At 36.7% G+C, this 13,986-nt stretch carries 13 protein-coding genes; 3 read left to right on the forward strand and 10 right to left on the reverse strand.

Translation table 11 applies throughout. The annotated features are described in order from the left end of the window. Nucleotides 1–60: 60 nt before the first annotated feature. From EDD72_RS04150 to EDD72_RS04175, 6 genes are all read right to left on the reverse strand, one after another. On the reverse strand, nucleotides 61–1,017 hold the full coding sequence (locus EDD72_RS04150) for an acetyl-CoA carboxylase carboxyltransferase subunit alpha (RefSeq protein WP_132767532.1): 957 nt from the start codon (nucleotides 1,015–1,017) through the stop codon (nucleotides 61–63). Further along, nucleotides 1,017–1,874 (reverse strand): acetyl-CoA carboxylase, carboxyltransferase subunit beta, encoded by an 858-nt coding sequence (gene accD / locus EDD72_RS04155; RefSeq protein WP_132767534.1) that lies wholly within the window; start codon nucleotides 1,872–1,874, stop codon nucleotides 1,017–1,019. The genes EDD72_RS04150 and accD overlap by 1 nt, the downstream gene beginning before the upstream one ends. Nucleotides 1,875–1,911: 37 nt before the next feature. Then, nucleotides 1,912–2,094 carry a glutamate decarboxylase gene (locus EDD72_RS04160; RefSeq protein WP_132767536.1) on the reverse strand — a complete coding sequence of 61 codons (183 nt, stop codon included), beginning with the start codon at nucleotides 2,092–2,094 and terminating at the stop codon, nucleotides 1,912–1,914. A gap of 76 nt (nucleotides 2,095–2,170) precedes the next feature. Next, nucleotides 2,171–2,848 (reverse strand): FadR/GntR family transcriptional regulator, encoded by a 678-nt coding sequence (locus tag EDD72_RS04165; RefSeq protein WP_132767538.1) that lies wholly within the window; start codon nucleotides 2,846–2,848, stop codon nucleotides 2,171–2,173. 35 nt (nucleotides 2,849–2,883) lie between these two features. Then, complete coding sequence (gene ystJ, locus EDD72_RS04170; protein WP_279388082.1) at nucleotides 2,884–4,116, reverse strand: NADP-dependent malic enzyme; 1,233 nt, start codon at nucleotides 4,114–4,116, stop codon at nucleotides 2,884–2,886. Nucleotides 4,117–4,278: 162 nt separating this feature from the next. Continuing rightward, nucleotides 4,279–7,692: a DNA polymerase III subunit alpha gene (locus EDD72_RS04175; RefSeq protein ID WP_132767540.1), complete on the reverse strand. Its 3,414-nt coding sequence runs from the start codon at nucleotides 7,690–7,692 to the stop codon at nucleotides 4,279–4,281. 121 nt (nucleotides 7,693–7,813) lie between these two features. On the opposite strand from EDD72_RS04175, the gene EDD72_RS04180 reads away from it, so the two are divergent. Further along, nucleotides 7,814–8,143: a YtrH family sporulation protein gene (locus EDD72_RS04180; RefSeq protein WP_132767542.1), complete on the forward strand. Its 330-nt coding sequence runs from the start codon at nucleotides 7,814–7,816 to the stop codon at nucleotides 8,141–8,143. Continuing rightward, nucleotides 8,143–8,622 (forward strand): sporulation membrane protein YtrI, encoded by a 480-nt coding sequence (locus EDD72_RS04185; RefSeq protein ID WP_132767544.1) that lies wholly within the window; start codon nucleotides 8,143–8,145, stop codon nucleotides 8,620–8,622. The genes EDD72_RS04180 and EDD72_RS04185 overlap by 1 nt, the downstream gene beginning before the upstream one ends. Nucleotides 8,623–8,726: 104 nt before the next feature. On the opposite strand, the gene EDD72_RS04190 is transcribed toward EDD72_RS04185, so the two are convergent. The 4 genes from EDD72_RS04190 to EDD72_RS04205 form a co-directional block, all read right to left on the reverse strand. Continuing rightward, nucleotides 8,727–10,040: a DRTGG domain-containing protein gene (locus EDD72_RS04190; protein ID WP_132767546.1), complete on the reverse strand. Its 1,314-nt coding sequence runs from the start codon at nucleotides 10,038–10,040 to the stop codon at nucleotides 8,727–8,729. Nucleotides 10,041–10,173: 133 nt separating this feature from the next. After that, complete coding sequence (locus EDD72_RS04195) at nucleotides 10,174–10,461, reverse strand: hypothetical protein (protein ID WP_132767549.1); 288 nt, start codon at nucleotides 10,459–10,461, stop codon at nucleotides 10,174–10,176. A 112-nt stretch (nucleotides 10,462–10,573) separates the two neighbouring features. Continuing rightward, nucleotides 10,574–11,260: a metal-dependent hydrolase gene (locus EDD72_RS04200; RefSeq protein ID WP_132767551.1), complete on the reverse strand. Its 687-nt coding sequence runs from the start codon at nucleotides 11,258–11,260 to the stop codon at nucleotides 10,574–10,576. A gap of 155 nt (nucleotides 11,261–11,415) precedes the next feature. Further along, a complete protein-coding gene (locus EDD72_RS04205; RefSeq protein WP_132767553.1) occupies nucleotides 11,416–12,516 on the reverse strand; it encodes a DUF445 family protein in 1,101 nt (366 codons plus the stop codon). 99 nt (nucleotides 12,517–12,615) lie between these two features. Between EDD72_RS04205 and EDD72_RS04210 the strand changes: the two genes are divergently transcribed. Next, nucleotides 12,616–13,983 carry a YheC/YheD family endospore coat-associated protein gene (locus EDD72_RS04210; RefSeq protein WP_132767555.1) on the forward strand — a complete coding sequence of 456 codons (1,368 nt, stop codon included), beginning with the start codon at nucleotides 12,616–12,618 and terminating at the stop codon, nucleotides 13,981–13,983. Nucleotides 13,984–13,986: the final 3 nt, after the last annotated feature.

The raw sequence follows: 13,986 nt of genomic DNA on the forward strand, positions 1-13,986 counted from the left end.
TTTGTTTCCTTATTGAAGTATAACATGAAAAACGTCGTTTTGATTATCTTTTTAAACTTTCTAAATGATTGAAACATATTCTCCAATTGAACGGAATTTATGATATCGATGTTCCACCAATTCTTCGCGACTTAGAGCTGATAAGTCCTTCAACCCTTGTTCGATATACTTTTTGATCTGCATCGATTGAAAATCCACATCTTTATGAGCACCACCAAGTGGTTCTGGGATGATACCATCACAAATTCCAAAGTGAAATAAATCTTGTGCAGTAATTTTCATCGAGTTAGCTGCTTTCTCCGCTTTCGAACCATCCCGCCAAAGAATAGTCGCTGCTCCCTCTGGCGAAATAACCGAATATATAGTATTCTCCAACATATAGAGATAATTTCCTACTCCTAATGCTAAGGCTCCTCCACTTCCACCTTCTCCAATGACAATACAAATCATTGGAACCTGGAACAAAGCCATCTCTCTAAGATTTCTTGCGATCGCCTCACTTTGTCCTCTTTCTTCTGCACCGATTCCCGGGTATGCACCTGGTGTATCAATAAAGCAAATAATCGGACGGTTAAATTTATCCGCTTGTTGCATTAAACGTAGTGCTTTTCGATATCCTTCTGGGTGAGGCATCCCAAAATTCCGGTAAATATTTTCTTTCGTATCCCTACCTTTTTGATGACCAATGACCGTAACTGGAATTCCATTGAACTTGGCGATTCCGCCAACAATCGCTTTATCATCTCCAAATGCTCGGTCACCATGTAATTCGATAAAATCTGTAAAGATACGTTCAATATAATCTAGTGTCGTCGGTCTTTGGGGTAATCTAGCAATCTGTGTTTTTTGCCATGAGGTCATTTTCCCATAGATTTGTTGTTCTAGGTCTTTTGCTTTTTTTTCTAATTCCTCAATTTCATTTGAGAAATCAATACCCTCAAGATGTGTAAATCGCTTTAACTCTTCAATTTTTTTCCGTAATTCAATGAGAGGGCGTTCAAATGATAAATCAGCCATTACATCCTCCCCTTTACCATATGTAAATCTAATAATTGATTCAGCGTAGCCTTTAGATCTTTACGATGAACAATCAGATCGAGTTGACCATGTTCTAATAAAAATTCGGAGGTTTGGAATCCTTCAGGTAGCTTTTGACGAATGATTTGTTCAATGACTCTTGGCCCCGCAAAACCGATTAAAGCCCCTGGTTCCGCTATATTAATATCTCCTAGAGAAGCAAAGCTGGCAGATACTCCACCTGTTGTCGGATTCGTCAATACAGAAATAAATAGAATCCCCTCTTGGTGAAGTTTGGCTAAAGCAGCGCTCGTTTTGGCCATTTGCATCAAACTAATAATTCCTTCTTGCATTCTAGCTCCACCTGAAGCCGAAAACATGATAAAGGGATAACGTTTAATAACGGCTCTTTCAATGGCCCTTGCAATTTTTTCACCAACCACAGCACCCATACTTCCCATTCGAAAGCGGGTGTCCATGACGCCAATAACAACAGGAAAACCTCCAATTGTTCCCTCTCCAGTTACTACAGCTTCATTTAGGTTGGATTTCCTCATATCGCTTTTTAATTTTTCAGTATAACCTTCGAACTTTAATGGATCGGAAGAGATTAAATCAGAATCGTATTCAAAAAAATGCCCTTGATCCATGATCATTTTGATTCTTTCTGGGGCAGATAGGGCAAAGTGATAGTCACATGTGGAACATACGTATAGGTTCTTTTCTAATTCCTTGACGAACGTAATCGTACCACAATGCTCGCACTTTTTCACTCTTCCTTCAGGAATATCTTTCTTCGCATGTTCCGACGGAATGGTAGCAAATCTTTTTTGTTTAAAAAAGAAATCTTTTAACACATCAACACCTCACATGGGATTGTAAAGAAAAGCCAAGTTAAGATAGGATCGTTGCCAAAACTTCTTGTATCTCCCTTAATTCTCCTTTTGGTACTAAGATTTCAAATTGTTTTGAAACCTGACTTTCTCTTATTTTTACTAGGAATCCTTCAGCAGTTAGTTGGTCTTTGATTTTGCTTGCGACATTTTCGTTTGGTGCTATATAGATGACTGTCCACATGATGATCCTCCTCGTAACTCCTAGCTTATTACAAGACCATTTCTTCTATTTTAGTCGATTTTTCTTAGGGATACAATCAAGCAAAGAATTGGCTTTTCTCTAAGTGCATTTTCATCCGTCTCTCCGCTTCTTCTCTATCTTTCATTTTGAGCGCTTCTAAAATATACCGATGCTCTTGAATGGAGATTTCTGATCTCCCATGACGTTCAAGTGAGTCTTTTAAAATGGTTCGACCAAAATCGATAATCGACCGCCAAATACGATACAATAAATAATTATTAGTTGCAAGTGCGATATATTGATGGAAGAGGAAATCTTCTTGTACAGGTAATAATCCCGATTTAATTCGTTGTTCTGTCTTATCTAATAAACGCTCGATTTTTTGAATTTGTTCTTTCTTCATTCTTTCCGCTGCTAATCGCACAGCATCTAATTCAATGATCTTTCTCATTTCTAAAAGATCTTTTTTTGATTTTTGATCTCTTAAGATAAAGAAAGCAAGTATCTCCACAAGATGATGTGAAGTCGATTCCTCGATAAACGTCCCTTCTCCATGGCGAGTCGATATTAAACCAAGTAACTCTAATGCTCTCAACGCTTCACGAACAGATGACCTTCCCACATTGAGTCGTTCTGCTAGTTCCCGTTCCGAAGGTAACCGATCACCTACTTTGAGATCATCCTCTTTGATAATCTCGTTTATCTGAACCAAAACTTCTTGATATAATTTTCGATTCTTCGTATCATCGAGCATTGAGCCACCCTCATTCTACTATAACTAAATTCTCATTATTTAATAACAGATAATCTTCTTGTTTTCTCTTCAATTTCTTTCACATCTACTTGAATACGTGCAACCCCTGTATCCATTGCTGCTTTTGCAACAGCTCCTGCTACTTTTGGAGCGACTCTAGGATCAAATGGATTTGGAATCACATAATCTTCCGTTAATTCCTTTTCTTCAATTAGATCAGCGATCGCATAAGCTGCTGCAATTTTCATCTCTTCATTAATCTCTCTCGCACGAACATCAAGTGCCCCTCTAAAGATTCCTGGGAATGCTGATACATTGTTCACTTGATTTGGTAAGTCCGAACGACCTGTACCAACGACTCTAGCGCCTGCTGCTTTTGCTTCATCTGGGAAAATCTCTGGTACTGGATTTGCCATGGCAAAAATAATTGCATCTTTGTTCATTGATTTTACCATATCCTGAGTAACTGCACCCGCTACAGATACACCGATGAAAACATCGGCACCTTTTAATGCATCTGCAAGAGTACCTTGTAATTTTTCTTTATTCGTAATCTTTGCAATTTCCTCTTTTACAGGGTTCATACCAACCTGACGACCCTCATAGATAATTCCTTTTGTATCACACATAATCACATCTTTTACGCCAACGCTAATTAATAATTTAATGATTGCAATACCTGCAGCGCCAGCACCATTCGCAACCACTTTAATCTCATCCATCTTTTTATTCACAAGTTTAAGCGCATTAATTAAACCAGCTAAGGTTACAATCGCTGTTCCATGTTGATCATCATGAAAAACAGGAATATTTAATTCTTTTTTCAAACGTTCTTCAATAATAAAACAATTCGGAGCTGCAATGTCTTCTAAGTTCACCCCACCAAAAGTAGGTTCTAGGAGTTTAACAGTTTCTACAATTTTATCAACATCTGTTGTATTTAGACAAATCGGGAAAGCATCCACACCTGCAAAATTCTTAAATAGGACCGATTTTCCTTCCATTACAGGCATAGCTGCTTCTGGTCCAATGTTACCAAGCCCGAGCACAGCAGTCCCATCAGTTACAACGGCAACGGTGTTTCCTTTCATCGTATACTCGTAAACTTTTTCCTTGTCATCATGGATCGCCATGCACGGGTCGGCTACTCCTGGTGAATAAGCCAAACTGAGATCGTGTGCGTTCATTAGTGGTACTTTTGCACTCACTTGCAATTTCCCATGATTTTCACGATGCATCTTTAAAGCTTCTTCTTTTAATGTAGACAAGATCAACAACTCCCCTACTTTATTTTTCTAAATAGATAATCCAGACAGTCATCCGCAGTGGTCTGACCACTACCATTATAGCAAAAGTTTCAATTACGCAACACAAAAAAATTCGACTTGAACCAAAATTTACGCCATAAAGAATATTCTGAATATGTTCAACTACCCAAAATGAATAGCATAACTATTCTTTCCAAGAATGGTTTCGATTTCTTCTTTCAGTGTTTGGTCGACCTCAATCCAATATTTATTGGACAAACGTCGTGATCTTTTCTCTCGTTCGTAATATAAGATAACAGGTACGTTACCCTTTCTTTTCATCAGTACGTTCTTTAGTTTTGTTAAAGTTGCAGTTTTTTCATTGCCCTTTGCGATTTTTATCATGACGAATTTTGGCCGAAAATCATTCTTCAATTTAGATAACAGGGTTGCTTTCTCAACAATAATTTTCACTTTTTCACCTTGTTTGTCGATCTTCCCTTTAACTAGAAGCCCTTGATCGATTTGTAACTCAGAAATATATTTCTGATAAACCATAGGAAACAATACCAATTCCACTAGATTGCCATTCACTTCCATTTCCGCAAAAGCCATTGGATCTCCCTTTTTAGTTACAATGGGTTTTAACTCTGTTAATAAACCGCCAATCGTAATAATTTCTCCCTCATTTAGATGTATCAATTCCGAAAAATGATGAGAAGTATAGGAATTTAAGAGCTCCCTACTTTCTCCTAGAGGGTCTCCAGATAAATAGACTCCAAGTAACTCTTTTTCTTTTTTTAATCGTTCCTGTTCTGGGTAAGGAGCGACCTCGATCCAATCGAACTCAATCTTTGAAGTAGGCTGAAGATCTTCAAATAAATCAATCTGTAAATCATTTTGCAGTTTTTTCCGTTTTTGAATTCGTTCTAACAGGTCATCCAAATTAGCCATCAGTTTCGCACGATGAATCCCAAAAGAATCAAAAGCTCCGCTAAGAATGAACGACTCCATCGTTTTCCGATTGCATACTTTTGGATCAACTTCCAGACAAAAATCGATGATGCTCTGAATTTCTTTTTCACTTTTACGCAGTTGAAGGATCGATTCAATGACTTGGACACCAATATTTTTAATTGCACCAAGACCAAAGCGAATTTTATTCCCTTCTATAGAAAAAGAATAGAGGCTATGTTTGACATCTGGAGGCAAAACTTCGATTCCCATTTTCCTCGCTTCTTCGATATATTCGGTTACTTTTCCTTGGTTTCCCATCGACTCTGAAATCAACGCTGTCAAAAATTCAACGGGATAATGAGCTTTTAAGTAGGCGGTTTGAAAGGCAATGAATGCATAGGCTACCGCATGGGATCGATTAAACCCATAATCTGCAAATCGTACGATCATATCATACACATCATTAGCTACCTTCTCTTCATATCCATTTTGGATTGCACCATGGACAAAATGTTCCCGTTCTTTTAATAGAATCTCTCTTTTCTTTTTCCCGACTGCTCTTCGTAAAAGATCCGCTTCCCCTAAACTAAATCCTGCCATTGTCGAAGCAATCTGCATGATTTGCTCCTGATATACAATAATTCCATAGGTATCTTTTAATATGGGTTCTAGGCTTTTATGAGGGTAAGTCACTTTCCTTTGTCCATGTTTGGCTTGAATATATTCAGGAATATACTCCATTGGACCAGGACGATAGAGTGCAAGAATAGCGACAATATCTTCGAAACGACTTGGTTTTAATTCTTGTAATACACGAATCATTCCAGGAGATTCTAATTGAAAGACACCTTTGGTATTTCCTTGACTTAATAGTTCATAGGTTTTGCGATCATTCTCATCGAAGTGCTGAAGTTGAATTCGCTTACCTCTTGCTTTCTCGATCCAATCCAACGTTCTTTCAATAATGGTTAAGTTACGAAGACCTAAGAAATCCATTTTTAACAAGCCAATCGTTTCTAAAATACCCATTGAATATTGGGTAAGCAAAATATTACCTTGCCCTTCCTGTAACGGGGTATAATTCTCTAATGGTTGATCAGCAATAACGACGCCAGCTGCATGAGTGGAATGATGTCTAGGCATTCCTTCAATTTTCATTGCAATCTGTATCATTTTTTTCGTCTCTTCATCTTTCTGATAGATCGAGTATAGTTCTGGATTCTCTTTCAATGCTTGACCAACTGTAATCCCCAATTGGTTCGGTATGAGTTTGGCAATTCGATCTACTTTACTGTAAGGAATGTTTAAGACTCTACCCACATCACGGATTGCAGCTTTTGCCGCAAATGTTCCAAAGGTAATAATTTGCGCTACTCGGTGTTCACCATATTTCTCTGTCACATACTGAATCACTTCGTCGCGACGCTCATAATGAAAATCTATATCAATATCAGGCATATTGACTCGTTCTGGATTTAAAAACCGCTCAAATAATAATCTATACTTTATCGGGTCAACATTGGTAATTCCTAATACATAGGCCACTAAACTTCCTGCTGCTGATCCTCTCCCTGGTCCAGTCATAATTCCTTTTTTATGAGCGTATTTCATAAAATCCCAAACAATAAGAAAATAATCAGAGAATCCCATTTTCTTAATGACCGATAACTCATAATCGAGACGGTCTTTCACTTTACTTGTAATATTTTGATACCTTTTTTCTAGCCCCTTATAAGCTAAAGCTTCTAGATATTGATCAGAAGTAACCGATTCAGGTAAAGGAAACTTTGGTAAGATCGATAAACGGCTTGGTATCTCTACATGACAACGATTCGCTATAACGATGGTATTCTCCAATGACTCTTTTAGAAGAGGGAAAAGATCACTCATCTCTTGCGCACTTTTTAAGTAAAATTCTTTGGTTGGAAAGCGAAACCGTTTCTCATCTTCTAATGTGGTTCCTGTACCAATCGTCATTAATACATCTTGAATCAGTGCATCCTCTTTTTCCACATAATGTACATCATTGGTTGCAACGATTGGAATCCCCGTTTCCTGCGACAACTTGATAATCAAATCAAATAATCGTTTTTGTTCAGGTAGACCGTGATCCTGAATCTCTAAATAAAAGTTCCCTTTTCCGAAAATCAATTGGTAGTCAATTGCTACCTCTTTTGCTTTTTCAAATTGACCCTGCAAGAGATAGTCATTCACTTCTCCCTTTAAACAAGCACTTAACGCAATAATTCCTTCATGGTACTCTCTTAATACTTCTTTGTCGATCCGTGGTTTATAATAAAACCCTTCTAAATGAGCAATCGAAACTAGTTTCATCAAATTCTTATATCCTGTCTCATTTTCAGCCAATAACACCAAATGGTAAATTTTTTGTTCTTGTCTTGATATCCGATCGGTTCGGTGGCCTGCTGTGATATAGGCTTCTACACCAATGATGGGCTTGATTCCTTCTTTCATGCATGCTTGATAAAATGGAATCACTCCATACATCGAACCATGATCCGTAATCGCTAACGCAGACATACCAAGGCTCTTTGCCTTCTTCACCAAATGGTCGATTCGACTTGCACCATCCAGTAGACTGTATTCTGTATGAACGTGTAAGTGAACAAAATTCGTCATGGCTGCCACCTCTTAAAAATTGGTCGATTCTAATCATGATTTAAAAATTTGTCCCATACATTCTAGTATAAAGGAAATTTCTTTCAGGTAGAGTTTTTATCTTTCAATAAGGAGAAGTAAGATGGGAACGTTCATTACAAATCTAATTATGTCATTTTTACTTGCCTTTGGCGTTGTCATTGGTGGTTCACTTTTTGGTGGAATTGGTGCTTTTTTGACTCATCAGCCACCCATTCTTACCATCAAGCAACTTTCTAATGACCTGAAAATTTGGGCACTTGTGGTTTCCCTAGGAGGTACTTTTGATTCATTTAAAACTTTTGAAAGTGGTCTATTCGACGGAAATTTATCAGGGATGATTCGTCAACTTTTAATGATTATTACTGGCCTAGCTGGGGCCTATTCAGGTAGAATCGCAATCCTTTGGCTCATAAAAGGAGATATTGAATAATGCGATATATTTCTTGGGTTTTGCATAAAGTTTGGATTCGTTGTTTCATTTTTTTTGTGATGGGAATTTTTCTTGGAATGTTCTTTTACTTATCCCTTCATGGCAAACAGATTGACGCTTTGATTACTGAAAATGAAAAATTAAAAAATGAATTAAGAGAAACAAAAGCTGACCTTGAAGTTTTGCAATTAGAGAAAAAAATCAAAAGTAAAAATCAGCTGATTCGTTCTGTTCAATTTCACATTCAAGAAAAATTAGATGGATTCATTGAAGCAGAACTGCTTGAAGTGTTAATTGACGAAACCTATTTTCTCGTCGGTAAAAAAGTAGAAGATATTGGCGAAGCACCAGAAATGATCTATCAATTATTGAATAATAAGGATTTTACCGCTGGGAAACGTCAATACAATGTAAAAGTAAAAATTATTTACGTAGGTCCAACGACGAGAATCTGGATATCGGCACAAGAACATAAATAGGAAAGCTTTTCAATCGCTTTCCTATCCTTCTTATAAATACGTTGCATGGATTATATGTTTCTATAAGCTGCGACATAACAATACTATAGAACATACAAGCCATTTTACCGTTCAATCACTTGTGATGAAATTAAAGCCTTGCTTACGAGTTGGTTTTTATGATAGATTTCCACGTCGACTTTACCAAACTTTCGACTTACCTCGATGATTTTTGGTCGAATTTCTAATTCACTCTCGATTTGTACAGGTTTCACAAAATAAATCATCAAATTCTCGGGAACAAGATCACCTTTTTTATACTGCCGTAAAATTCGGTGAGCAGATTCTGTCACTAAACTGATCAGTGGCCCCGTTGATAAAGAACCAAGTTGATTGGTCATTTGTGGAGTAACTTCTCCTTTAAAGATAATTGTCCCATCTTCAGCTTTGTGTTCTTCAAATGGTTTCATGATAATATCATCAATCGTTTCTCCTATTTGTGGTTGTTTTTGAATATATTGTAAGGCTTTTAACACATCTTGACGACTAATCACCCCAATTAATTTTCGATAAGTGTCGATCACAGGTAAGAGTTCAATTCCCTCCCAAACCATCATATGAGCTGCTGAAGCAATTGAAGTTTTTGCTGTAACAGAAATTGGGTTTTTCGTCATCACTTTATCAATCGATAAATTTTTATCTTTATCTAAAATATCCTTTGAAGTTACAATTCCTACTAATTTCATTTGTTGATCTACTACTGGAAAACGGCTATGCTTTGTCTTTTCTACAAGGGAATGATAGTCTGATACCGTTTGTGAGTCTGTTAAGAACATAACCTCTTTTTGTCCAAGAATAATGTCATCTACCATCATGATTTCTTTTTTAATTAAACGATCATAAATTGCCCGGTTGATTAATGAAGCGACCGTAAATGTGTCATAACTCGTTGAGATCACAGGTAATTCTAGTTCATCCGCCAGTTCCTTTACTTCGTTACTGGTATCAAATCCGCCAGTAATTAAGATGGCTGCACCTTGTTTAAGGGTTAACTTATGGGCTTGGACACGATTTCCCACAATTAACAAGTTGCCAGGGTCTACATATTTCATCATATCTTCTAATTTCATGGCACCGATGACAAATTTGTTGAGAGTTTTATATAATCCATTCCTTCCGCCAAGGACACGACCATCGACAATATTGACCACTTCAGCAAAGGTCAACTTCTCAATATTTGCTTTATGCTTTTTCTCAATCCGAACAGTTCCTACCCGTTCAATCGTACTTACAAAACCTCTATTTTCTGCCTCTTTTATCGCTCGGTAAGCTGTCCCTTCACTTACTTTCATCTCTCTGGCAATCTGTCTAACAGATATTTTGTGACCTAATGGTAAACTTTCAATGAACTGCAGAATCTTCTCGTGTTTGGTTGACATGGCATCACCGTACTTTCTTCTATTCTGTTATACAATCTTTTAGTATATCTGTTGTATTATATTATAACAGATGAAAGAGCAAAAGAAAAAGACATTCCAATTTTCGAAATGTCTTGTCGTTAATTTGTCACATTTATCTTTCCTTTACCATCCGCTTTCCTTGTGATTGAAAGCGAAGGAGTTCTTGTTCTTTTTTTAGGCGTTGATAGTTTCTGATTCTTGCCAGATGTTTTCTTTTATCTTCATCTGACAATAACAGCTGGTCTAAATGCGCACCAACGACAAGGAGCGCAAAGATGATCCAAGCGATCGCAAACATTTGATCTGTAGAATTCGCTTGAAACAATGGGATTCGTGGGAGTGCGTAAAATAAGCTAGCCAAAGCAAGAATAAAGTAAATGATTGATTTTACCATTCTCATAGTCTGTCCCTCCTATATTTTACACTATGATGGAAGGGACTCGGATAGAACTATATCATTGCATATACAGGTTCATTTTGGTCACCAGATCATAATACCTTATTATTTACCCTTATAACTTCACCCACTGATTCATGGGAAGAACTTCGCCACTTAATCCTTTTTCTTGTAAACGATTGACAAAGGTTTGTGGATCTTGTTGGATTACAGGAAAGGTATTGTAGTGGATCGGAATCGTTTTCTTCGCTTTGATCCATTCAGCGGCTAACAATGCATCCTCCATTCCCATCGTGAAATTGTCTCCGATTGGCAAAAAGGCAACATCTAATTGTTCACGTTCTAGTAACTTCATATCGCCAAACAAGCCTGTATCCCCAGCATGATAAATTTTCTTTCCGTCCATTTCAACAATGACTCCACTAGGCATTCCTAAATAAATGATTTGTTTATTCGTATCATCAACAAATCCCGAACCATGAAATGCCTGGGTTGCTTTAATCCGACCAAAATCAAAGCCAAAGCTTCCTCCAATATGTAATGGATGAGACTTAACTCCTTGCCATCCCATATATGTCGCTAACTCAAAAGGAGCAATCACTGTTGCCTCATTATTTTTTGCAATTTGCACCGCATCACCAATATGGTCACCATGACCATGAGTAATATAGATATAATCGACCTTTATTTCATCTACGGCAACTTTTGCATGACTATTTCCTGTAATAAATGGATCAATAATCAGAGTGTGTTTTTCTCCTTTTAACTCCACACAACTATGCCCATGGTAACGAACTTCCATATAGATCCCACCTTTTTCAGTTTTATTTTTAAACTTTTTCTAAATTCTTCCACAATAGCTCAGTTAACGTAACTATTGGTATTCTTCCCCCTCCTTTTTGTAAATCCTTATCTATAATTTACCATATCACTTCTATATTCTGAAAGTTAAAAAAATTAATAGAAGAGAAAAAGAATTCCTTGAAAGAATCCAATCAACCCTCCTAAGATTCCACCAAAATAAGTGATCATTTTCAGTTCCCGAGCGGATACTTCTACAATCATCTTTTCCAATTCTCGTAATGAAAAACGGTTCACTTCTTCTTTGACCACTTTTGCAATCGATAAATAAGAAAACCAACCCTCTAAACGTTCTTCAATCCATTCAAATAATTGGTTATAAGAACCTCTCAATATGTCTTTTTCCAGCAGGAATTCGATCACTTGTCCAATTGGTTTTTCTTCAATCTTTATTATCCCTTGATCGACCCACTTCTCTATTTGTTCTCTTAGATATGGTTCCATTGGATCAAGCCAAGTCTCAATCGATTTAGTCTTTAATTGATTCCATTCCTTTATAAGAAATGTTACAAATAGTTGATAAAAATCTGGCTTATCAAGTAGTTCATCAAGATAAGCTTGTAATTTGTGTTGAATTTGTGTGTGATCAAAAAGCATTCCTGCTAAAAAACCTAACATCTTTTTCCCTTCGAGAAGGTAAAGAATAATCGATTCTAACCATTTAGCCCCTTGTTCCGAATGTAAATATTCTTTTATCTCTTGGATAAATGTTCTTACTAAATCATCCATCTGCTCTTCAATCCGTGATAAAACATCATCTGGAAGAATTTCTGCAACGCTTTTCTTTTTAAAAGAACTTGAAAAGAGAAATTGAAAGACTTTCTCTTTACTATATTCCGACAAATTAATGCGAAGATCGAGTTGAAAAAGCTCAGAAAATACATCTCCAATCCTTTTCTCTTGTTCTTTATAAATCATGAATTTCTCAATCAATTTTTGGTATAGCGTTTCTTTCATTCCCGTATTCTCAATAAATTCCTTTAACCCTTTTGCTGTGAATAAATACTTTTCAACCATAATCCCCAATTGCTCTGCAATTTCCTTTCGCCGTTTTGGAATCAAACCAGGTGTAAAAGGAAGCTGCCAATTTCCTATTTTCCATGGATGATAGGGACGAAATAACATTCGGATTGCCAATTCATTGGTAATGGCACCGATAACTGCTCCAATGAATATCGATAAAAATAGTTGAATCATTATCGTATCTCCTTTCGCAGGCTATCGCCTAACACCATCTAAAAGCCTAGAACATATTATGAAAGTAGCCTATTTTTGTTTTTGGAAGGGGAGGATAGGATGAAGATCGTGCAAATACAAGTAGACCAAGAACAAAATCAGCCTAGGCCAATAATCTACGCCAATATAGCAACGATTAATCGACTCAGCCTTCCGTTAAATCAACCGATCACCCTCCATTTTGGAAAAAAAAACGTCGAGGTTCGGGTTTCCATTAGTACTAATACAGGCAATTTAATTCGAATTCCATCTGAACTTGCCGCACAACTTCTTCTCCCAAATGGTATCCAACTTCATGCTAAATTTGATAAAGAAAAGGGACTTTTTTTAGGTCCGATCTTTGGAATACTCATTCAAACAGTAAACCCTAAACAGCCCCAAACTCCATTTGGAAAATTAACAGAATTCCTAAAAGAGGTTGCACTTCTCGCACGAAATCAGGGGATTTTATTTTATGTTTTCACCATTCAAGATATTTATCAACAAACGCAAATGGTGAAAGGATGGTTCTATTCAAGTAACCAATGGGAACCTAGAATTTTTCCCTTACCTGATGTCATATATAATCGAATATCTTCCCGAAATCAAGAAAAAAAATTCAAAGTGAAGATCACTGAATTACAAAAACAAATTCCTTTTTTTAATGAACATTTTTTAAATAAATGGCAAGTTTATGAAATGTTGAAAAAAACACCGATTCAGGATTACATGCCAGAAACCAATTATTTTAAAGGAAATCAATCGATCAAAGAGATGATTGCAAAGTATCCCATCATTTATTTAAAACCAACCAATGGTGCATTAGGAAGGGGAATTATTAAAATTGAACATTCCCTTGATCAATATATCGTTCAATATTCCCGAATCAATGGTGCTTCTACTTTTTATTTTAAAAACTTAAATAAGCTATTAAAGCACCTTTACCCTCGATTACATTCAGAGCCTTATCTGATTCAAGAAGGATTAAACTTAATTCAATTCAATCGTCGACCCATTGATTTTCGCATTCTTGTTCAAAAAAATGGTCAAGGTCTTTGGTCGATTACATCAATGGTCTGCAGAATCGCAAATGATCAACAATTTGTCTCAAATCTCGCTCGAGGCGGTACTCAAGCAAATGTGATGGAAACCATTCGCTCTGCAAATCCTGAATTGAGTAAAAAGATAAAAAAAGATCATTTTCGAAAATTAGCTCTACTTATTGCAAAAAATCTCGAAGAATCAACATCTGGTCATTTTGCAGAATTAGGCATTGACCTTGGGTTAGATAATAAAGGGAAAATTTGGCTTCTCGAAGTCAATTCTAAGCCATCCAAGACTGAAGATACGGCCTTAGCCGGACCAAGGCCTTCTGTGAATCGTCTGATTCAATATGTACGTTTCCTTACTGGTTTCCCTGAAGAGAAAAAGCGGCATAGGCGAAAATAAGTG

This window comes from Tepidibacillus fermentans, from assembly GCF_004342885.1.
Taxonomy (GTDB): Bacteria; Bacillota; Bacilli; order Tepidibacillales; family Tepidibacillaceae; genus Tepidibacillus; species Tepidibacillus fermentans.